This window comes from Sorangiineae bacterium MSr11367 (assembly GCA_037157805.1).
GTDB classification, from domain to species: domain Bacteria; phylum Myxococcota_A; class Polyangia; order Polyangiales; family Polyangiaceae; genus Pendulispora; species Pendulispora rubella.
The window spans coordinates 12,373,237-12,392,762 of record CP089983.1; the positions used below are offsets into that span (position 1 = coordinate 12,373,237).

A 19,526-nucleotide genomic window follows, 5' to 3' on the forward strand; every position below is an offset into this window, starting at 1 on the left:
TTCTTCGATTGGGAGAAGCGCGAGGCTTCCGTCACGCGAATCGCTTCTGGCGCACATCGCACCGGTTGGCGTGGCACGCACTCGTTCGAGATCCGCGCACGCGCGCTTCGTTCTTCGAGAGCAACAGTCTGGTGTCGGCACGGATCTCCCGCCCATGGGTGGGCAGCGCTACATCCGCGCTTTCACCCGTACGGAGCCATGGCATGAATCGCTTTTGCGCGCGTTTTACCTATTCCTCACTCATCTTCTCGCTCGCCGTCCTCGCGGCGTGCAGCTCGAACGGCACGGCACCCGAGCCAGGCATTCCCGCGGCGAGCGTCGAGGCGCTGCGCGACGGGGCTGCGGCCTGGCGGTTCCTCGAGAGCACCCTGACCGAGAGGCCGCCGCTCGCCTCGCTGACGAGCTTTCGCTACGAGGCGACGGGCTCGCGGTACTTCCCGACCGAAGCCCTTTTGCCGGGTAAGAATCCGCTCCACGTCAACGACTTCACGGCCAAGGGTCAGTGGGATGTCACGGGCGACCGAAGCCGGCTCGATGTTTCCCGCCAGCTCACCGCGCTCGGTGCCATGCCCCCGCAGGCCTTTTCCTTGACCCTCGTCGGTCCGCTCGGACGCATCGACGGCAACGAAGGCGTCGGCCAGCCCCCCGGCCATTTGCCCTCCGACGGTGCGGCGGCGGCACGTCGCGAGCAACGGCTTCTGCATCCGCACCTTCTCGTCCGCGACGCCCAGCGCGAGGGAAGAACGGTGAAGCTGCGCGGGGCGTCGATCGAGCACGGCGAGCTGTTCGTCGATCTCGCGCTCGACGATGCGGTGCATCCCCTGTCGTTCCACATTCGATGGCGCGATCGCGAGCTCGTTTCCTTGAGGACCAAAGAGAACAACCACCTGACGCGGGACATCGGCCTGGAGATCACCTTCGCGGGGTGGAAGACCGTTGGCGGATTCCGCATCCCCGCCGAAGTGCGTTTGCTCGAGGACGGCGCGATCGTCTACCAGGAAACGCGGACGAAGCTCGAAACCAATGTCGAGTTTCCGGCCGCGCTCTTCGACCTGCCGGGGACTCCGCCCGTGCACGATCCTGCGGCGGCCGAGCGTGCCCTTCGCAGCCACCAGACGCATCAGCAGTATGCCTCGTTCGGATTTCGCAACGAAGGGGACGGTGTGCAAGAGGAGATTGGCTCCGTCCCCCTCGCGGCCGGCGTCGAGCTGCTCACCGGCACCACGCACAACACGATGCTCATCGAGCGCTCGAACGGCATCGTTCTCGCCGAGGCACCCCTCTACGAGGCGCGCAGCGAGGCTCTCCTTCGGTACGTGCACGCGAAATACCCCGGAAAACCCATTACCCATGTGATTGCCACCCATTGGCATGAAGATCACGCGGGAGGGCTGCGCCGCTTTGCGGCACTCGGCGCCACCATCGTGGTCTCGCAGCTCACGCGCGACTTCTTCGAGCGCGTCTTCGCGGCCCCGTCGACCATCGTGCCCGATGCCATGAGCTCGGCCCCCGTTCGGGCGAAGTTCCTGACGGTTCCTCCGAATGCACCCCTGGCGCTACCCGATGCCCGGTTCCCGCTGGTGCTCTACCCGATTGCCAATACCCACGCGGCCGACATGATCGCGGTGCATCTGCCCAAGGAGCGTCTCCTTTTCGAAGCGGATCTCTTTAGCCCGCCCTATCCGCCATACAAGACTTCCTGGACGCGCGAGCTCTACGACGCCATCGTTCGGCAGCGCATCGACGTGGGGACGCTTGCCGGCGTTCACGGCCGGACGGGCACCTTCGACGATTTGAAAACGGCCTTGGGGATTCCCTGAGCAAATCGGCGCGCGAGAAAATCGATGAAGGCGCGTACCCGTGGGGGCAAACCCGTTCGGTGGGCCACGAGGGCATGGATGCCGACGGGGCTGGCCGGCCAATCATCGAGCACGGTGCGCAGGCGCCCTCCGGCGAGGTCGTGCGCGATCATGAACGACGGCGCGACGGCGAGTCCGAGACCCGCACGCGCTGCCCGGCAGAGCACCGTGCCGTCGGTCGTGACGAAGTTGCCGCGCACCGGCACGACCACGGCACCTCGGGGGCCGCGAAAGCGCCACTCGGCCGTGCGCGCCACCACGTCGTAGTGCAGGCAATTGTGTTGCAGAAGCTCGTCGGGCGACGTGGGTTCACCCGCCCGCGCGAGGTACTCGGGGGAGCCGCACACCACGAGCCGATCGCTCGCGAGCTTGCGGGCGTAGAGATCCGAGTCGCGCAGTTGCCCGATGCGCACCACCACGTCGAAACCGTCTTCGACCACGTCGACGGTGCGGTTGTCCGTCGAAAGGTGCAGCTCCACCTCCGGATACGCCGCGAGGAACGCGGCGACGGCGTCGGCCAGGTGCATCTGCGCAAACGTCACCGGGGCATTGACCCGCAGCACCCCTTGCACGCGCTTCGTGCTTTGACCGATGGACTGCGTCGCCGCCGTGGCCGCGGCCACCAAGGCCGCGGCGTGCTCGTACACGCGCAGCCCCTCGTCCGTCACCGAGAGCGTGCGCGTCGAACGGCGCAAGAGACGCACCCCCAGCGCCTTCTCGAGCCGCGCAACCCGCCGGCTCACCACCGACTTGGCAAGGCCCGCCTCCGCGGCGGCCGCTGAGAACGAGCGGTGATGGACGACCCTCGCAAAGAGGGCCAGCGAGGGCAATTCGTCGACGGCGATCATTTCATTGTTCCTATAGAGCAACAATGTGGTGTCCGCGCGGGACTGCCGCAAGCAGGAAATAGAGGCTACATGCCAGGGGACTCTCACAAAGGACTCGACATCAAATGCCCTTTACGCAGTATTCTTTTCCCATGGCGGTGCTCGCCGTTGCCTTCCTGGCATGCTCCGATTCCGACGCGGAATCGCCCACATCGCCCGATCCGGTCGTCTACCACTCCATCCATACGGAGAGCGGCACACCGTGCGAGGGCCTACCTGGATGCGAAGGGTGGGTCACCCGGGGCGATCCCAAAACCGGTGCTGCCGAAACGCTGTTTCGTTTCAAAGCAGGTACCCCTTTCGACCGACACTGGCACACGAGTCCCGAACACGTGGTGGGCGTCTCGGGAACCATGATTTGGAATGTCGAGGGGAGCGGCGCCCACCAGGTTGGCGCCGGCGATTACCTCTATTACCCGAGCCGCGCCATCCACTGGGGTCAATGCGCCGCCGGTGCCGACTGCGTGTTCTTCGTCTACGACGACAAGGCCTACGACATTCACGCGGCCGAGTAAGGCCCCCCGTTCACGGGTTCGCGTTGGGCGACAGGCAACAGTCGTCGCCGTCGCAGTTGTCCAAGGCGAGAATGACCGGGCGGGCGCGCTCGGGGCTCGCGTTCGGCGGGTGCGGTGCCGACGTTTCCTGCGCCAAGAGCTCCGCGGTACAGGAGGACAAGAAGTGCGGGAAGATGGGTTGCGCCGTCGCGACCGGGCAGCTGTTGTTCTCGGGCTTGCGGTTCTCGACTTCGATGCAAGCGTGAATCTTTTTGACGGTGCCCGCGGGGAGCTTCAGCGCCGCGAGATCGAGGCGCTTCCAGATGCGACCCATGTCCGACTTGCCTTTGGCGACGGGGGGGAGCTTCGCGCAGCCGTACGTCGCCGTTTCATCGGCGTCGCTGAGGCAACGCATCACGCTCGCTTCGTACGCGCACAAGGCGTTGCCCTTGGGGCAGCCGCAGGTATCGTCGATGAAGGTCCACTTGGCGGGTTCGCTCGCCCCATAGATGCACTGTTCACCGCGGGGAGACGCGGTTTTCGGCGGCGGGGTGGGCGCGCAGCCCGCGTAGCCAACGGCGACGAGTGAAAGGACCATGAGCGCGCGCGGGGTTCTCGAGACGAGCATGTGCAAGGGTTAGCACGCTCCTAGTTGGAGCGGTTCGTGGCGGAGCGGACATGGTGAAGCAAGTCCTCGACGCGCCCGTAGAGAAGGCTGCTCGAAATCACGCGAAGCTCCGCGCGCTCGCGCAGGATGAGCGTGGGGACGCCGTGCGCGGCGACCGCGCGAAGAAGCTTCCGGCCCTCGACCATGCGCGCGATGGCCGCATCCAGGAGATCCGGCGCCCGCATCGCCACGCCCGCGGCCGCCACGCCGAGCCCGACCTCGTGCAGGATCTCAGCGAGCACATCGTAATTGGTCACATCCCTTCCGCCGACGTAGCGCGCGGACTGGATGGCCTCGAGCGCCGCGAGCTCGCCCTCGGGCGCCGTTTGCCGAACGGCCGTCAACGCCATGACCGCAGGCCCCGAGTCGAGCGACGAGCTGCGATCGGCCAAAACGCGTTCGCGGTAGCGGACCGAGAAGACCTGCTCGGTCAGCGCGGCAATCCGCTGATCGTTCGCCCACGCGTGCTCGGCGAAATGGTCATCCATCGGCCGTACGCCCGAGCCCGCGAACAATCCGGAGGGGGCGAGGTCCATCGTCACCCCCGCCTCCTGGGCCAAACGCCGCAGGGACGGCGTCGCGCCGTAGCACCATCCGCAGAGGGGGTCGTAAATGAGCGTCAGCCGCAGGGGCGGGCGCGTTCCGTTCTTCATGGTCGGTACTTGTTAGCGACCACCCCCTGTTTGCAGTAGGCACCGAGTTCATACAGACTGTTTGCCAAAGGCAAACAATGCGCACGGCCTCCCGCGATCCGTTGAATTTGAACCGACTCGCGTATTTCGCCTACGTGGTCGAAGCAAGCTCGTTCACCCGCGCGGCCGAGCGCCTCGGGATCACGAAGGCGGTGGTGAGCCAGCAGGTTGCCAGGCTGGAGCGGGAGGTGGGGACGACGCTCCTCGTGCGCACCACCCGCAAGGTCGTTCCCACCGAGGCGGGGCGGGCTCTTCATGCTCGGTGCACGGTGATCTTGCGCGAATCAGCGGAAGCTTTCGACGAGCTCGCCCAGGGGGTCGCGGAGCCGCGCGGGAAGCTCCGGGTGACCGCGCCCTTCGACTACGGCACGTCGGTGGTCGCTCCCGTCGCGGCGGAGTTCACCCGCACCTATCCGCACTGCGACGTGGAGTTGATGCTCGGCGATCGCCTGGTGGACGTTCAGACCGTCGATCTGGCGATTCGCGTGGGATGGCCCCGCGATTCGAGCCACGTCATGCGCCGGATCGGGACCATGGAGCAATACTTGGTGTGCACGCCCAAGACGGCCATGCTGCTCGGGCGCGGGAGCGAGCCGGAAGATATCGGCTTGCTGCCCTTCGTCGCGAACGGATCGCTGCCCGAGCCGAATGTGTGGCGCTTCACACACCCCGAGCACGGACGGCGCACGGTGCGGACGCGTGCGCGCATCACGGTCGATGCCACGCCGGCGGCGCACGTGGCCGTGCTCGCGGGCGCAGGGACCACGGTCCTTCCGGACTACCTGGTCAGCGCCGATCTGGCCGCCGGGCGGCTCGTACGGGTGCTTCCGGATTGGAAGCTGCGAAGCGGCGGCATCCACGCGCTGTTTCCCCCGACGCGCTTTCGTTCGCCCAAGGTAAGCCGCTTTTTCGAATCGATGGTCCGCGCGGAGAAACGGATTCGAGCACAAGGAATCACGTGAAGCCGACGCTCTCGAACCAGATCCCCGCTTGCGGATGCTCCAGCGCGCGCCGCACGTAGGGAATGACGTTTTCCGGCAGTCGATGGATCGGGTACCACGCCAATTCATCGCACTTGTGAGGCTCGCCGTTGCGCACGTCCCCCGTCCACCGCGCCACCCGAACGAAAAAGTCGATGCGCTCGTCCGTCGATTTGCGGTGCATCACACCGATCACCCGTACGTCCGCCGGTTCGACGACGATGCTACATTCTTCTCGCGCTTCGCGAATCGCCGCCGTGACGACCTCCTCGTCCCCGTCCAGATGTCCCGCGGGGACACTGTAATGGCCATCCTCGTAGCCCGTTTGGAAGCGGCGGAGCAACAGGACCTCGTCTCCGCGGGTGAGAATCAGGTGGACGGCCACGGGCATCGTGATGCGATTCGACAAGTTCGCCTCCGTGAAAACGTAGGTTATCCCAATGGGTGAAGGCGCGCGATCGGTAGCGCGAAGTTCGGTGCGCACTCGGCGCGTAGGGAAACAACGCGAACCCACCGAGTGCCAAGGCTTTTTTTTTGTTTTCAGTTGGCTTCGCGAGCCAAGTGAAAACCCAAACCAGCCTCGGTGCGCGGTGGGACTTGTGCCGTATCCCTCCCCGCCTCCCCCCTCCCTGTTCAATCTTCTGGGAGCGGCATTCGCGCATCGATCATCCCGTGGCTTAGGTGGAATGCGCCGGGCCCGGCGATTGCTGCATGCATGACCGCAGCCATGAAGACCGAACTCGCCGTTGTCTTTAGCCCGGTAGGCGGAGGCCACAAATCCGCCGCCCTGGCCTTGGCCGATGCCGCGCGCGCCCGCGGCATCTCCGTCGAGGTGTTGAGCCTGTTCGACTTCGCCCCCCGCGCCGTTGGAGACGCGTATTTGCAGGCACACCTCACGGGGCAAAATTCCCTCCCTTGCCTCTACGGTGCAGCCTATTTCGCGGCGAATCAGCGCGGAGGATGCTTCGAACCGTTGCGCCACACGTTGGATCGTATTGCCTTTGGCGCATTGATTCGCGCCATCGACGCACTGGCGCCGCGCGCGATGGTGGCGACGCATCATCTGCCCTTGGTCGTGCTCGGGCACGCGCGGCGGCGGGGGCGTTTGACCATGCCGCTCTTCGGCGTGGTGACCGACTACACATCGCACGCATGCTGGGCCGAGGAGGGCGTCGATGGCTTTGCCGTCGCATGCCCGGAGGCCGCCCACGAGCTCGAGGGCCACGGCATCCATCACGATCGCATTGCGGTGACCGGCATTCCGGTGCGCGCGGCCTTCGAGCGCATCGAGCCCCTGCGGGAGCCCGAGCGCGGGGAGCCGCTCCGCGTTCTGGTCACCAGCGGCGGCTTCGGCGTGGGCCCCCTGCGCCGGATCGTGCGCTCCTTCGACGGAATGCGCGACGTTCACCTTACCGTGGTCTGTGGATCCTCGGCGCACGTGCGCGACGCGATTTCGCGCGACGTTTCCCGCATGCACCTGAATGCCGAGGTCGTGGGGTTCGAAAACGATATGTCGCGCCGCGTGCAAGAGGCGCATATCGTCGTTGGCAAAGCGGGAGGCCTTACGGTGTCCGAGACGCTCGCCGCGGGCAGGCCCATGATCGTCGTCAATGCCATTCCGGGAAACGAGAAATTGAACGAGGCCTATGTCTGTCGCGGGGGCGCCGGGATCTGCGCGCCACCCCATCGCGTGGGCGAGCGGCTGCGCGAGCTTCACCGGCGCGGCGTCATCGCGGAAATGGGGGCCAATGGCCGGGCTCTGGTGCGTGCGGGGGCCGCCGAGCGAATTGCCCGTCTCGCGTGCGCCGCCGCGTAGAAATTAGAAGCTGCCGCCCAGTCCGAGGCCCATGCCGGTGTTGGTCGCGATTGGGCGCAATTCCATTTTGAATCCGAGATCGTTGCGGACCAGAACGGTTTTGGGCGATGCAATGCCGCTGATCAGCATCGCAAGGCCGCCCGTTTGCACGATGCCGTCGAGGACGCAGAAGAAGGTTCCGGTCGACGAATCCGTCTGGGCCGCCTGGATGAACGGTCCCACTGCGGGGAGGAAGAGTGCGGACGTGCTCTTCCTCTCGTCGGTATCCTGGCTGATCGAGGCGGCCATCAAGGAAAAGACATAGAAGACGCCGAAAGGCACGGCGCCGCCAATGATCAGTCCACGGCGAACCCTCGTCTCCGTGTGATAGCCATTCGGGATCGGCTGACCCTCCTCCCAGTCGTCCAGGATGCGAGGCCCGCTCAGCGCGACCGTGGTCGGGATACCCCCCGTTTCCGGATGAAGCTGCACGATGATGGGGTTGCTCATGGTCCCCGCCGGTGCGGGGGACGGCTGGCCCACGCCCCCCTCGGCCCGGGCCGTGCGCGACGCGGCCCCGATGCACGACAGCACGAGCACCGCACGTGCCAGGTTCGCGAGGGTGTGACGAAAGAAGGCCTTCTTTTTGCCCGCTGCAATCATGAGTTGGTGGTACCGCGCGGCGGGCAGGGGCGACAAATGACACCTCCTGACGCGTGCTCGCGCCGGTGCCTTCGCGGCCCCCCTTTACTTTGCCGATGACGCGCTAGTCGACGCTGTCGGCGGCCGCGAGGATGACGTTGGCCACCTCTTGCGGGTGCGACACCATGGGCACGTGGCTCGAGGCGATCTCGGTGACGCGTGCGTTGATCTTCTTGCCCATGGCGCGCTCTTGATCCGGCTGAATCATATGGTCATTCGTGGCGACCACGTACCAGCTCGGTTTGCTGGACCACGCGGGCGTGGTGACCTTCTCGTCGAAGCCGGAGACGCGAATAGGCCCTTGCGTGGTGGCAATGAGATTGGCCACATCGGGCGTCACGTCGGGGGCAAAGTGATTTCTCACGGTTTCGGGCGGCAAGCTGCCAAACCCGAAGGCGTCCACCTTCAAGCTGGCGAGTCCCGGTGCGGGCGGAAAATCCTTGGTCGTATCCAAGGTCGATTGACCGGCCGACGGCGCAAACGCCGCCACGTACACCAGCGCTTTGACCTTGTCGTTGTTGCCGGCTTCGGTGATCACCGAACCGCCCCAAGAATGCCCCACGAGGATGACCGGCCCGGACTGCCCATCGATTGCGCGCTTCGCGCATTGGGCGTCGTCGGACAGCGACGTGAGCGGATTCTGAATGGCCACGACATGGAGCCCTTTGGCCTGGAGCAACGGGATGACGTTGTTCCACGACGAGCCGTCGGCAAAGGCACCGTGCACGAGGACCACGGTCTTCTGCGATGCGGGAGGTGGCGAATCGGCCTTCGTGCTGTTCGAGCACGAAGCGCCCAAGGCAAGCAGGGATGCAACGACGGCAATGCGAATACTGCTCATGAACTATCTCCCTATCTCGAGCGAGCGAACGGCCCGCCGCTCCACGGCGGTGTTCGACTCGAATGGAGGAGATGTTGTGCCCGTAAACGACGTTAAAGCCCGTTAATCGGGATGTGAAAACACCGAGCTCGCACGACCGCTCGTTGCATCGGCCGAGCCCGGTGCGCTACGGCGAAACGACGAGTCGCTGGCGGAAGAAGGCCAGCACTTCATCCCGCGCGCGGGAGGTGGGATGGCCCGCCTCGTCGACGAGGTGGACGGTCAGGACGCTGTGGGGCGTGGGGATGAAGGTGAAGAAGTCATCGGGGCGATTGGACTTCGGGCCCGCGGCGCTGTCGGGTAGCACGCGTGCGAGGAAGCGGTCGCCCAGCGCGCGTTGGTAGGCGGCGAAGCGCTCCGCGCGGCAGAAGGCATCGCCCTCGAAGCGATAGGCGAGGACGGTGAGATCGTCGCGCACCAGTCGCTGCCTCACCTGCTCGAGTTCTTCGGGCGCGATCTCCACGCCGGCAGGGTCGTCGAGGGGCAGCGACGGTTGCGACAGCACGGGCGCCAGCACCGACGGTTCCAGCATCATCGACAAGGCAAAGTTGCCCGTGAAACACATGCCAATCGCGCCCACCCCCGGGCCCCCGCATTCCGCGTGGGCCTGCGCCGCCAGGGCCCGCAGCCACGCCGTGATGGGGCTCGATTCGTTGGCCGCGAACGCCCGAAATTCTTTGCGGATGCATGCGCGCTCCAAGACGCTGCGCCCTTCCTTCGCCGTGGGCACGGCACCGTCGCGGCCGAAGAGGCTCGGCATCCACACGGTGAGGCCCGCATCCCGCACCCAGCGGGCGAAGCGTGCCACGCGCGGACTGATTCCTGGCATCTCGGCCATGACGATGACTGCGGGGCCGGAGCCGGCGGTGTAAACCTTTCGCGTCTCGCCCAGCAGGGTGACGGTGCGATGCCCGAAATCCGTGAGCGGATCGTCCTCATCGAGATGGCGCATGGTCGTAATTCCCTTCTGCGCCTATCGGTAGCAAGGGGCGGTTCGTGCCTCCAGTGGCGAAAAAGACCTTTTTCGAGCATAATCGGACATCATGGCTTTTACCATCGTCGTCATGGAGGGCGCCTTTGCCACGGGCGTTGCCGCAACCCTCGACATGCTCCGGACGGCGTGTGCGCTGGGAGCCGGCTCATTGCCATTCGACGTTTGCTCCGTCCATGGGGGATACGTCGAGCTCTCCTCCGGCGTGGGCATCCAAACGTCGCGTCTGCGCACCATGGCGCGCAAAGACCGAACGACATGGATCATCCCCGGCCTCGCCACCACGACCGCCGTGGCCGTGCGCGAGCGTCTCGCACGGCCGGACGCGATGGCGCTCTCGAAAGCGATCGCCCGTCACGTTGCGCGCGGAGGGCGCGTCGCGGCGGCGTGCACGGCGGTTTTCCTTCTACCCGGCGCGGGGGTCTTGGCCGGCCGCCGGGCCACCACCACGTGGTGGCTCGCAGGGTTGCTCGCGGAGATGGACGCGCAATGCCTCGTCGACGCCCACGCCATGGTTTGTGCCGATGGGCCCATCCTCACCGCCGGGGCGGCCTTCGCGCAGACGGATCTCATGTTGCACCTTCTCCGAGAGCGATGCGGCGCACCTTTGGTCGATCTCCTGGCGCGCTCCCTGTTGCTCGATGGCCGACAGGCGCAGGCGAAGTACGTGGCCCCGGAGCTACTTGCCAATGGCGATGCATTGATTGCGCGCATCACGTCGGCCATCGAATCGCACTTTCCCCATCCTCCGAGCGTCGCGGAGTTGGCCTCCCGTCTCGGGATGACGGAGCGGACGCTGTCGCGCCACGTCCGGCGCGTGACCGGCCAGAGCACCATGGCACTCGTGCTGAGCGTCAAACTGCGACGCGCCCAGGCCCTGCTCCAAACGACTCGCTGGAGCGTCGACGAGGTGGCCGCGAAAATTGGATATCAGGACGCGAGCACCCTTCGACGTCTATTGAAGAAGCTCGGCGCCGGTTCCCCGCGTGCTTTGATTGCTGCGAAACACAATCCTCTGGCGATCGTGCGTCGGTGATTTGTCTGGCAGGACAATCGCGTTTTGAACGCGTTTGCGGACGACCTTCACAAAAACACAACGCCAAGCGTCGATGGTTATCGAACATCGCGCGTGGGCGCTTGAAGCGCTGAGGAAAAAGCCAGCTCAGAGCGAATGTCTTTTCGCATTGGTCGATGCGACGCTCTCGTACCTTGCATCAGAGTGAGCGAAGACGTGCGCTTGATAGAGAGCAAGCGAAGGTCAGGGGGAGAATACGATGATTAACTCGAATTTGATTCGTACGGGCATGCTCGGACTCTTTGCAGCCACGCTTGGCGTGATGGGTTGTGCTTCAGGAGACGCGGGCAATTCGTCCAGCGACAACCTGCTCGGCGATCCCGCAGCACAGCAAGATCCTGCAGCGGATGCAGACGGCTGCCACTGCAAATCGTACTCGGGCCGCGCGGTTGCGGCGACCGTCAAAGTGGGTAAGCCCAACGGGCTCGGAGACTACGACGATACCGTCTTCGTGTCGGACACGAAGCCGCTTGGAAAGAATGGTGATCAGCAAACGGCCAGCCTGGTGACGCTCAACGCGGGCAACCTGGTGAAGGCCGGTGTGGCGAACGCCTCGACCGAAGGCTCGAAGGGCAAGACCACCTCGCGCGCTGCGGTGGCGAATGCGGCGCTCTTCCGTGACGCTCCGGTGGGCGGCCTTCTCGGGGACGTTCTCGGCGAGGATGGAAACGGCGGAACCGTCTCCGTGGACCTGCGGCAGATCCTCAGTGACCTCGGCGTGACCGATCTCGTTTCGGACCTCTTCGGCAAAGGCGGCCTGCTCGAGCACGGGATCCTCATCGATGCCGTGGAGGAAGACGCGCGGGCCTGGTGTGACGACGGCAAACCGCGCTCCTCGGCCGATGTGAAGATCCTCAACCTGCGCATCAACGGGAAGCCCATCCGGGTCTCCACGGACCCGAACCAGATCATCGATCTCGGCATCGTGCGCATCGCCATCAACGATCAGGAAAAGAGCGCCGACGGCGGATCCATCGACGCGGCCGCGCTGCGGGTCACCGTGGCGGACATCGTCGACGTGAAGGTCGCGCGCGCGAGCGCCGGCATCAAGTGTCGCTGATGCGGTAGAAAATTCGTTCGAAACACCCGTTCCACTGTCGAGAGCCCCGCCCGTGCTTCATGGCACCGGCGGGGCTTTGGAACGCGCGAATCGCCTATTTGTGGACGGCGAACATCGCGTGGGCGTACTGGATGCCGATGCCGAAGGCCCCGCCGAACTTCATCGCAATACCGGTGGTGAGCCCGTAGGTCTCCTGACGAGCCCAGTCGCGCTGCAGTTCGAGGAGATAGGTGAGCGCCGTGATGGGACGTGCGCCCGCCTGGATCATGCGCTCGACCGCGCGTTCATGGGCTTCCGGCGTGGCGTCGCCGCACGCATCGGTCACCACGTAAACTTCGTAGCCCTGCTCCAGCGCCGACACGACGGGGCCATTGCAGCACACCGAGGTCCACAGGCCGGCGATCACGAGGCGGTCCTTGCCGATGGCATTGACGCGCGCGATGAAATTCTCGTCTTCCCAGGCATTCGACGTGGTGCGGTCAACGACCTTCACGCCTGGGAAAGCCGCGGTGATTTCATCGAACACCGGGCCGGCGAAGGTGTCCTTCGAAATCGTCGTCAGGATGGTCGGCACCTTGAACCCCTCCGCCGCGTGGGCGAGGATTCCCGCGTTCGTCCGCAGGTTAGTGATATCGATCGACTTGATGTTGAAGGCCATCTGCGATTGATGGTCGATTAGAATCAAGGCGTGGTCCTTCGGGCTGAGAAGGCTCTTGGCGGGCTTGGCGATGGCTTTGATGCTCATGAGTGTCTCTCCGGGTTATGGTGCAACGCCGGGGATCCTAGGAGCGCACCGCGGCCCGGGAAGCGTGCATTCCCGCGGAACCGACTATGCGAAATTGCGCATTTCCTTGCCCTCGATGAAGCCACGTTGCTTGGCAATGGCCTCCGCGCAGTGGCTCATGAAGGCATAAACCCGTCCGGACTTGCGGATATCGGGATGGGTCAGAACCCACAGTTCATCGAAGATTTCCGGCTCGACGGGGCTCACGCGTAGCAGGCCGGGGACCAGATCGCCGTGCATGCAGGGCAGAAATCCAACGCCCATGCCGGCCGCGATCGCCGAGGCGACCCCGGCCACCGAATCGCTTCGGTACGTGACCTTTTCGCGCGGCACGTGCTCGTTGACGAACTCGTACGCTTTGAGGCCGGACAATCCCTTACCGTACGATACCCATTGGCGTTGATAGAGTTCCTGGCGACTGGGTGATGCGCCCACGTAATCGATCCTTCGTCCGTAGATGGCCCAGGCCACGGTGGCGAGCTTGCGCCCGAAAAGGTTTTCTTGGGGAAGGAGCGTCGCCCGAAACGCGATATCCGAATCCCCGCGCGCCAGATTCAGCGCTTGATTCCCCACGATCATGTCGATCCGAATTTCGGGATTGCGGGTGCGGAAATCCGCGATGATCGGCGTGAGAAAATCCAAGAGCAGCGCGTCGCTGGTGGTGACGCGCAGGTCTCCTTTGTGGCCTTGCGCATGGCCCGAAATGCGCCGGACCACGTGGAGAATGTCATTCTCGATGCGATCCGCCAGGGCGATCATGTCGGTCCCTGGCCCCGTGGGAACGTAGCCTCTGCGACGCCGGTCGAACAGAACCACGCCCACGGTTTCCTCCACCACGGCGAGCCGTCGCGAGATCGTGGAGTGGTTTACCCCGAGCGCCGTTGCCGCCGCGGCGAGGCCGCCGCCCTCGCCAATGGCTTTGATGATGCGCAAATCGTCCCATGAAAGTCGTTGGAGGGCATCGGTCATGGTGTTCCTGCCCGAAGTTACTAGCATGGCCTCGACCACGATGATTCCGACCGGACCCAGGGAGGTGCCCACGCCGGGCAACGGCGACGCGACGCAGGCGCGCGTTTCCGCGCTGGAACTCTTCTTCGACCTGGTGTTCGCATTGACGATTACGCAGGTCGCCACCGTGCTGATGAATACACCGGACGCAGGCGGCGTCGCGCGCGCGGCGGTCGAGCTCTCGGCGATCTTCTGGATGTACGGTGGCTACGCCTGGATGACCAATGCGACGCCACCGACCACGTGGCCACGGCGCTGCCTGCTCCTGCTGGGAATGGCAGGGTTTTTCCTGTGCGCATTGGCGGTGCCTCGCGCCTTCGACGACGACGGGATCGTCTTCGGAATGGGGTACATGCTCATCACCTTCGTGCACCTTGCTGGCTTTTGGCTCGCCCCCGATCGGGCGCCCCGGAGGTCCGTTTACCGCCTCGCGGTGTGGAACATCACCAGCGCGTCCCTCGTCCTGATGGGGGGATGGGCACATGGGAATGCCGATGCGTGGCTCTGGGGCGGAGCCCTCGCGGTGCAAATTGCAACACCGCTCTTGGGGCGCGCAGGATTGGGCTTCGGCCTCCGCGCCGCGCACTTTGCCGAGCGGCACGGGCTGATGATCCTCATCGTGCTCGGGGAGTCGCTGCTCAGCGTGGGCATTGCGGCGCAACACAAAGCCGTCGACGTTGCCCTGGTTTTGGGGGTGCTCGCGGGTTTGGCGCTGACGGCTTGCATGTGGTGGCTCTATTTCGTCGACGAGGACGAGCGCGCCGCGCACGCTTTCGAACGAGCTTCACCGGGGAGGAAAGTGGTAGGCGCCGTGGCGGGTTACGGGCTTGCCCATCTTCTGATGATCGGCGGCGTGGTTGCGGTCGCCGCTGGAACGCGCCTGTCGGTGAACGACCTGATGGCGCGAACCCCAGCGTTTTCGGCTTGGCTCGTGGCCGGCGGCGTCGCGTTGTTCCTTTTGGGGGCCGCCCTGTTTCGATGGGTATTGGGCATTGGCTCCCCCATGCCCCGCGTCGTCGGCGCCGTGCTCGTCCTCGGCGCCGTGCTCGTGGGAAGCCGGGGCTCCGCCGCGGGCGAATTGGCGACGGCCGCACTGCTCGTCGCCGCGGTGCTCGCGGCCGAACGGCGTTGATCCGGCTTCGCGTCAGGGTTCCTTCGCGACGGTGGCGATGGACGTCTCCGTCGCGGTGCCGTGAATCTCGAAGCCATCGCCCGTGCCGTGCGCGTAGATCGCGAGCGAACGGATGTAACCATCCTGACGTGCGAGGCGGTAGGCACTTGCGACGTAGCGTGCGCGCGTCGCCTCCGGCACGGAGAACCAGGCGCCGCTCGACGTGGAGTAGCCGAACTCACCGAACACCAAATCCTTGGCGCGGCCTTCGCGCTTGATCACCTGGTCGTGCATCCGGCGGTAGTCGAGAAAGGCCCACCCCGAAACACCCAGTGGGGTGGTGATGTCGTGGCTACCCGGTGCGTCGGACGGATCGAAACCACCGCCGCCGTCGCCCGCGTACGGATGCATGCCGAGCACGTCGAAGAAGAAGTGCCGAGCCGCGGCGTCGGGATAGGCCGCGAGCGCGTCGTACATCGCATCCAGGTAGCCCAGCGCCGCACGCCCCGTGTTGGGGGCGACGATCTGCACGGCGGGATTGACGGCCTTCGCGTCGAGGTAGACGGAATGAAGGAGGCGCGCGTAGTCACGCGGCGACGGTGACGGGGCCCAGAACGCCGCGTCATCGGGCTCGTTCCAAAGTTCGTAATAGGCAATATCGGTCCCGTAGTGCGCGACGAGCTGGTGGAACAACTCCGTCCACTGACGGACCTCCGTGTCCGTCGCAGGGCCGTGCCACAACCCCGCCGAGCTGATCCAGTTCGGCGTGCCGTGAACCTGGAGATCGACGGGCCATCCGCGGGCGCGGGCGCGCGCAATCACGCGATCGAGCGGGGTGAAGTCGCACGTCGCGGTGCTGCAAAGCGACTCCATCGCCGCGACGGCCCACAGCGCATCGACGCCCAGCGTTTCGTAGTGCGCCATCAGAGCGTCGAGCTCCGCGGGTGAGCTCGCGGCGCTCGCCCCCAACGCATAACCGATGCGAGCCGGCGCGCTGGAACCTGCGTCGGAGCTGGCGCCGGGCCCACCGCCGGTCGCGTCGGCGCCCACGGCGTCGCCGCCGTCGACAGAGGCGTCGGCGGCGTTTGGACCCTCCGTCGAAGCGCCGGTGCTGCAGGTCGCGGACGCGGCGCATAGGGCCGAAAGCAGCAGGAACCGAGATACCGTGCGGTGCATGGGGGGGCAGCACCCTACCAGCTCGCTCGGAATAAAATCGATATTTCACGATAGGGAACGAACCGATCCCAGCTCCGTCCTTCGGTCCCTTACAATGGTGCGATGACCGGAAGCTCCGCGCGTGCACCGCTCCTCGAGATTCTCACGGTGCCCGTGCCCTCCGGGCTGGTCGAGCCACCGCTGGACGATCACGCCGTTCTCGATCTGCACCTGGGAAACCCGGTCGACGTGACGTGCCGCATGGACGGTCGCGACCGTCGCGGTCTTCAGATCCAGGGCCACTTCTCCGTGGTGCCCGCAGGTGCGGCCCACCGCTGGACGTTCGCGCAGCCGTCGCGTGCACTGCTCATTCGAATGACGCCGTCGCTCCTCGGGGAAACCGCGGAGGCGATGGGCCTGGGGTCACGCGGCGCGGAACTCGCGGCCTTGCACCAAGTGCGCGATCCCCAAATCGAGTGCCTGGGATGGATGCTGCATTCCGAAGATCACGACGCGTATCCGGGTGGCCGCGTGTTTGCGGACAGCTTGGCCACCGCGCTTGCGGCACGATTGCTCGGTTTGCGATCGCGCCATGGGGATTCCGCGTCCAAATCGAACCGCGTATTGCCCGCATGGCGATTGCGCAAGGTCATCGACTACATCGAGGCGCACCTCGACGAAGACCTCACGCTGGCCGAGCTTGCGGCGATAGCAGGATTCAGCCTGTCGCACTTCAAATTGCTGTTCAAGCAATCCATGGGTTTGCCGGTTCATCGCTTCGTCCTCGAGCGCCGTGCCGAACGGGCGCGCACGCTCTTGCTGAGCGGGCGAAAGAACATGATTGCCATTGCGGCGGAGGCAGGTTTTGCCAATCCGAGCCACATGGCCCGCTGCGTGCGCCGCATCTTTGGAGCCACCCCCTCGCAAATCGCCGATTCCGTGCGCTGAGCGCACGGGTCGTGGCGCCGCACGCCGTCCGGCCCGTCTTCCGTGGATGCGCGCTGACTCAGGCGCACGACTTGCTCTCGTTCGGCGAGGGGGTGAGTCGTGGTCCTTCGAGATCTCGTCCGCGAAACGTATTACCAGCGTCGTGCTCCCGTGTACGACGTGACGAGCCATCACGGTATCGCATTTTTCGACGACGATTTACCCCGCAGTCGCTGCACGCCGAGTTGGGCGGCGAGCTGACCTATGCGGGACGCTATTTTCTCATGATCCGCGCACCCACCCGCGAGCCGGCTCTCCGGGCCGGCCTGCGATCCTTCGTTCGAGGAGCAATGTGATGAGCAACTTCGAGCAAGTGAACGACGATATCGAGGTCGTACTGCCTGCCGTGCAGAGCCTGGACCGCGCCACCAAGTGGGAACTGGTTGCGCGCTATCCGCTGGAGTTCCCCGTACATCACCCGCAAGGCGTCACGCGCGTGGGCGACCGGCTCGTGCTGTCCAGCGTGGAAATCTTGGAGAACCTCGACCGCGAGAGAGGACTCTTGCACGCGGCAACCTGGGGATCGCGCGAACTTCTCACCCTCGATACGGACGGAAAGCGTCGCCAATGCGAGCCACTTCTTCGATGGTCAGAGCTGCATCACCGTCGGCGCCGGCGGTATGATCTGCGCGGGCGTTGCGGAATACCCGATTGGCCCGGACAAGGTATTCAGCATGGGCGGGCTCTCGGTCGTGGACACGGCCACCGGGTACGTTCGCCACGAGGTGCCCATCGCGACGCTCTCCCCTGCAGGGCGAACGGTGACCTACAATGCCGTGCACCTCGACGTCGTTTCCGGCAAGCGCCTTCGCATGCTTGCAGTGCCCGATGACGGGGAGAAACCCGGCGAGTCGAACTTGCTCGTGCTGGAAACGACGCTGCGACGGTAGCGCGCCACCGTCGGTCTACGTAGAGTCCACCCAGCGGATCGACTGCCAAATCTCCACCGCCCACGCCTTGCGGGCGGGGCCCTCGAATTCAATCGTGCAAATGGAGAATCCGGCAGAGTGCGCGAGCACGCCGGTCAAGAACCACGTCGAGGAATGGGCGTTCGCGGGGCCGACGCCGGCGCGGCCCGCGAGGTGCTCGGACTGTCGCTCGATGATCTCCGAACGAAGGGCGGGCGCGTTGGTGAGTGCGTCGTCCAAGACCTCCATGCACGGTCGCCCGGCGCCTTCGAAGGCGTAGCTCGAAAACCAAATGCCTGCCGTGTCGTCCCAGGCTGTCCATGTGCCGTCGTCCCAGGCTTCCGCGAACTCGCCCGGTATCTGAATCGACCAACCCTCGGTGATGGCCACCCACGTGGGCCGTCGGCGATAGCCGATCGCGGCCGGAGGGGTGCCATCGGGCACCGGGAGCGTGACGCGCTCACCCAGCGCCGAGGCGATCTCGCGCCACTCGGCCATGGGGTATTCGAGCTGGGAATCGAATTGCCGCGCCGCCTCGAGCCATCCGAGGGTTTCGCGCAACGTTGCCGTTTCGGATTCGCTCACCGGCGGCCGCCATCGAATGTCCGTCCACATCCGGACCAGCGCCATGCCGAGGTAATAATTGGCGCCCAGCCCCTCGGGCCACCATGGGAAGAGGTCGATTCCTTGCGTGGGGTCGCTCGAAACCCGCTGGATCCATTCGCGCGAGCGAGGTCCCAAGGGCGTCATGATGGCCCCCTCGCACGCATAGCTATGGCCGACCGCCATTCCAACCTGAAGATTGGACACCGAGGAATCCGCGAGGTGCTCGAGCAAGGCGTTGGCGAGGCGGCGCAGCCAAGCGAGCATTTCACGCTCGAGCGCACCGCGGTCGCCCGTTTCGAAGTAGCCCGTCTCGTCACCGGTGCCTTCGTTCTCGCCGGGCGCCGCCCAATCGATCCCTTGGTCGTTGCCCAGTCGGTGCAGGAGGCTGGCCAGGTATTGGTGGTATCCAGGCCCGACCGTCGAGGTCTTGGCGGAGACCACGACACGCCCGTCGTTCGAGACCATGACCTCGACGTCTTCCGCCGCGGGATGGATGGATACGAACAGCGTGCTCTCGTCATCACCGTCGAGAATTCGAGCCTCGAGCAAGGCGCTTCCGCAATGACGCCGAAACCACCGTTCGAGCAGCTCGGGCTGCACATTCTCCTGACGCCATCGTCCCAGCACGTGAAGGCCAAGTCCCATCGTCCACGTATACCAACGAGGTGCGGGACACGCCATGCGCCTATCCGACTGGCTACGATCGGGGAGCCCGACGCGATGATCTTTGTCGAATGACCAACATGAAATATGGATTCGGCGCGATCCATGAAGAAAAGCGCGGGGCGCCGACGCGATAGCCGTCGAATGCCTCACCGAACGATCGAGTGGGGCGCTCCGCCAACGGTCCGAACGTGATTGGGATATAGGCGGATACGTATCGAA

The 19,526-nt window shown here is 65.2% G+C and carries 21 protein-coding genes; 10 read left to right on the top strand and 11 right to left on the bottom strand.

From position 1 onward, the window contains the following. Positions 1-203: 203 nt before the first annotated feature. On the top strand, positions 204-1,820 hold the full coding sequence (locus LVJ94_48070) for an MBL fold metallo-hydrolase (GenBank protein WXB04639.1): 1,617 nt from the start codon (positions 204-206) through the stop codon (positions 1,818-1,820). Here LVJ94_48070 and LVJ94_48075 read toward each other — a convergent pair. Further along, a complete protein-coding gene (locus LVJ94_48075) occupies positions 1,766-2,707 on the bottom strand; it encodes a LysR family transcriptional regulator (GenBank protein ID WXB04640.1) in 942 nt (313 codons plus the stop codon). The two genes, LVJ94_48070 and LVJ94_48075, sit on opposite strands and share 55 nt — an antisense overlap. Positions 2,708-2,811: 104 nt before the next feature. Between LVJ94_48075 and LVJ94_48080 the strand changes: the two genes are divergently transcribed. Further along, positions 2,812-3,261 carry a cupin domain-containing protein gene (locus LVJ94_48080; GenBank protein ID WXB04641.1) on the top strand — a complete coding sequence of 150 codons (450 nt, stop codon included), beginning with the start codon at positions 2,812-2,814 and terminating at the stop codon, positions 3,259-3,261. Positions 3,262-3,271: 10 nt separating this feature from the next. Here LVJ94_48080 and LVJ94_48085 read toward each other — a convergent pair whose 3' ends face one another. Both LVJ94_48085 and LVJ94_48090 read right to left on the bottom strand, forming a co-directional pair. Next, positions 3,272-3,868 carry a hypothetical protein gene (locus LVJ94_48085; GenBank protein ID WXB04642.1) on the bottom strand — a complete coding sequence of 199 codons (597 nt, stop codon included), beginning with the start codon at positions 3,866-3,868 and terminating at the stop codon, positions 3,272-3,274. Between the two features lie 20 nt (positions 3,869-3,888). Further along, a complete protein-coding gene (locus LVJ94_48090; GenBank protein WXB04643.1) occupies positions 3,889-4,560 on the bottom strand; it encodes a DsbA family protein in 672 nt (223 codons plus the stop codon). A gap of 77 nt (positions 4,561-4,637) precedes the next feature. Here LVJ94_48090 and LVJ94_48095 point away from each other — a divergent pair, with 77 nt between their 5' ends. After that, a complete protein-coding gene (locus tag LVJ94_48095; protein WXB04644.1) occupies positions 4,638-5,561 on the top strand; it encodes a LysR family transcriptional regulator in 924 nt (307 codons plus the stop codon). On the opposite strand, the gene LVJ94_48100 is transcribed toward LVJ94_48095, so the two are convergent. After that, a complete protein-coding gene (locus LVJ94_48100) occupies positions 5,554-5,988 on the bottom strand; it encodes an NUDIX domain-containing protein (protein ID WXB04645.1) in 435 nt (144 codons plus the stop codon). The genes LVJ94_48095 and LVJ94_48100 overlap by 8 nt on opposite strands. A gap of 318 nt (positions 5,989-6,306) precedes the next feature. On the opposite strand from LVJ94_48100, the gene LVJ94_48105 reads away from it, so the two are divergent. Further along, positions 6,307-7,395: a hypothetical protein gene (locus LVJ94_48105; protein ID WXB04646.1), complete on the top strand. Its 1,089-nt coding sequence runs from the start codon at positions 6,307-6,309 to the stop codon at positions 7,393-7,395. A 3-nt stretch (positions 7,396-7,398) separates the two neighbouring features. Here the strand turns inward: LVJ94_48105 and LVJ94_48110 are convergent, their stop codons facing one another. The 3 genes from LVJ94_48110 to LVJ94_48120 all read right to left on the bottom strand — a co-directional run bounded on the left by LVJ94_48110 (position 7,399) and on the right by LVJ94_48120 (position 9,908). Continuing rightward, positions 7,399-7,884, bottom strand: coding sequence for a hypothetical protein (locus tag LVJ94_48110; protein ID WXB04647.1), 486 nt, complete (start codon positions 7,882-7,884; stop codon positions 7,399-7,401). A 256-nt stretch (positions 7,885-8,140) separates the two neighbouring features. After that, positions 8,141-8,917, bottom strand: a complete 777-nt coding sequence (locus LVJ94_48115; GenBank protein WXB04648.1) for an alpha/beta hydrolase — start codon at positions 8,915-8,917, stop codon at positions 8,141-8,143. A gap of 166 nt (positions 8,918-9,083) precedes the next feature. Then, a complete protein-coding gene (locus LVJ94_48120; protein ID WXB04649.1) occupies positions 9,084-9,908 on the bottom strand; it encodes a dienelactone hydrolase family protein in 825 nt (274 codons plus the stop codon). A 91-nt stretch (positions 9,909-9,999) separates the two neighbouring features. Between LVJ94_48120 and LVJ94_48125 the strand changes: the two genes are divergently transcribed. Then, positions 10,000-10,983, top strand: a complete 984-nt coding sequence (locus LVJ94_48125) for a helix-turn-helix domain-containing protein (GenBank protein WXB04650.1) — start codon at positions 10,000-10,002, stop codon at positions 10,981-10,983. 238 nt (positions 10,984-11,221) lie between these two features. After that, complete coding sequence (locus LVJ94_48130; protein WXB04651.1) at positions 11,222-12,082, top strand: hypothetical protein; 861 nt, start codon at positions 11,222-11,224, stop codon at positions 12,080-12,082. 94 nt (positions 12,083-12,176) lie between these two features. Here LVJ94_48130 and LVJ94_48135 read toward each other — a convergent pair whose 3' ends face one another. Both LVJ94_48135 and LVJ94_48140 read right to left on the bottom strand, forming a co-directional pair. Then, positions 12,177-12,827: a hydrolase gene (locus LVJ94_48135; protein ID WXB04652.1), complete on the bottom strand. Its 651-nt coding sequence runs from the start codon at positions 12,825-12,827 to the stop codon at positions 12,177-12,179. 84 nt (positions 12,828-12,911) lie between these two features. Continuing rightward, positions 12,912-13,835, bottom strand: coding sequence for a LysR family transcriptional regulator (locus LVJ94_48140; GenBank protein ID WXB04653.1), 924 nt, complete (start codon positions 13,833-13,835; stop codon positions 12,912-12,914). Positions 13,836-13,875: 40 nt separating this feature from the next. Between LVJ94_48140 and LVJ94_48145 the strand changes: the two genes are divergently transcribed. Further along, positions 13,876-15,006: a low temperature requirement protein A gene (locus tag LVJ94_48145; GenBank protein WXB04654.1), complete on the top strand. Its 1,131-nt coding sequence runs from the start codon at positions 13,876-13,878 to the stop codon at positions 15,004-15,006. A gap of 12 nt (positions 15,007-15,018) precedes the next feature. Here the strand turns inward: LVJ94_48145 and LVJ94_48150 are convergent, their stop codons facing one another. Continuing rightward, entirely contained in the window at positions 15,019-16,161 is a 1,143-nt protein-coding gene (locus tag LVJ94_48150) for a hypothetical protein (GenBank protein WXB04655.1), read from the bottom strand. 102 nt (positions 16,162-16,263) lie between these two features. Here LVJ94_48150 and LVJ94_48155 point away from each other — a divergent pair, with 102 nt between their 5' ends. From LVJ94_48155 to LVJ94_48165, 3 genes are all read left to right on the top strand, one after another. Then, positions 16,264-17,088, top strand: a complete 825-nt coding sequence (locus tag LVJ94_48155) for an AraC family transcriptional regulator (GenBank protein WXB04656.1) — start codon at positions 16,264-16,266, stop codon at positions 17,086-17,088. A gap of 99 nt (positions 17,089-17,187) precedes the next feature. Further along, positions 17,188-17,328 (top strand): hypothetical protein, encoded by a 141-nt coding sequence (locus tag LVJ94_48160; GenBank protein ID WXB04657.1) that lies wholly within the window; start codon positions 17,188-17,190, stop codon positions 17,326-17,328. A 182-nt stretch (positions 17,329-17,510) separates the two neighbouring features. Continuing rightward, positions 17,511-18,017, top strand: a complete 507-nt coding sequence (locus LVJ94_48165) for a DUF6454 family protein (GenBank protein WXB04658.1) — start codon at positions 17,511-17,513, stop codon at positions 18,015-18,017. A gap of 15 nt (positions 18,018-18,032) precedes the next feature. Here the strand turns inward: LVJ94_48165 and LVJ94_48170 are convergent, their stop codons facing one another. Beyond that, on the bottom strand, positions 18,033-19,286 hold the full coding sequence (locus LVJ94_48170) for a hypothetical protein (GenBank protein ID WXB04659.1): 1,254 nt from the start codon (positions 19,284-19,286) through the stop codon (positions 18,033-18,035). Positions 19,287-19,526: the final 240 nt, after the last annotated feature.

Excerpts from the sequence above, each read along its gene's own strand:
- LVJ94_48070 (WXB04639.1), top strand. The coding sequence starts at position 204 with ATGAATCGCTTTTGCGCGCGTTTTACCTATTCCTCACTCATCTTCTCG.
- LVJ94_48075 (WXB04640.1), bottom strand. The coding sequence starts at position 2,707 with ATGATCGCCGTCGACGAATTGCCCTCGCTGGCCCTCTTTGCGAGGGTC.
- LVJ94_48080 (WXB04641.1), top strand. The coding sequence starts at position 2,812 with ATGCCCTTTACGCAGTATTCTTTTCCCATGGCGGTGCTCGCCGTTGCC.
- LVJ94_48085 (WXB04642.1), bottom strand. The coding sequence starts at position 3,868 with ATGCTCGTCTCGAGAACCCCGCGCGCGCTCATGGTCCTTTCACTCGTC.
- LVJ94_48090 (WXB04643.1), bottom strand. The coding sequence starts at position 4,560 with ATGAAGAACGGAACGCGCCCGCCCCTGCGGCTGACGCTCATTTACGAC.
- LVJ94_48095 (WXB04644.1), top strand. The coding sequence starts at position 4,638 with ATGCGCACGGCCTCCCGCGATCCGTTGAATTTGAACCGACTCGCGTAT.
- LVJ94_48105 (WXB04646.1), top strand. The coding sequence starts at position 6,307 with ATGAAGACCGAACTCGCCGTTGTCTTTAGCCCGGTAGGCGGAGGCCAC.
- LVJ94_48110 (WXB04647.1), bottom strand. The coding sequence starts at position 7,884 with ATGAGCAACCCCATCATCGTGCAGCTTCATCCGGAAACGGGGGGTATC.
- LVJ94_48115 (WXB04648.1), bottom strand. The coding sequence starts at position 8,917 with ATGAGCAGTATTCGCATTGCCGTCGTTGCATCCCTGCTTGCCTTGGGC.
- LVJ94_48120 (WXB04649.1), bottom strand. The coding sequence starts at position 9,908 with ATGCGCCATCTCGATGAGGACGATCCGCTCACGGATTTCGGGCATCGC.
- LVJ94_48125 (WXB04650.1), top strand. The coding sequence starts at position 10,000 with ATGGCTTTTACCATCGTCGTCATGGAGGGCGCCTTTGCCACGGGCGTT.
- LVJ94_48130 (WXB04651.1), top strand. The coding sequence starts at position 11,222 with ATGATTAACTCGAATTTGATTCGTACGGGCATGCTCGGACTCTTTGCA.
- LVJ94_48135 (WXB04652.1), bottom strand. The coding sequence starts at position 12,827 with ATGAGCATCAAAGCCATCGCCAAGCCCGCCAAGAGCCTTCTCAGCCCG.
- LVJ94_48140 (WXB04653.1), bottom strand. The coding sequence starts at position 13,835 with ATGACCGATGCCCTCCAACGACTTTCATGGGACGATTTGCGCATCATC.
- LVJ94_48145 (WXB04654.1), top strand. The coding sequence starts at position 13,876 with ATGATTCCGACCGGACCCAGGGAGGTGCCCACGCCGGGCAACGGCGAC.
- LVJ94_48150 (WXB04655.1), bottom strand. The coding sequence starts at position 16,161 with ATGCACCGCACGGTATCTCGGTTCCTGCTGCTTTCGGCCCTATGCGCC.
- LVJ94_48155 (WXB04656.1), top strand. The coding sequence starts at position 16,264 with ATGACCGGAAGCTCCGCGCGTGCACCGCTCCTCGAGATTCTCACGGTG.
- LVJ94_48170 (WXB04659.1), bottom strand. The coding sequence starts at position 19,286 with ATGGGACTTGGCCTTCACGTGCTGGGACGATGGCGTCAGGAGAATGTG.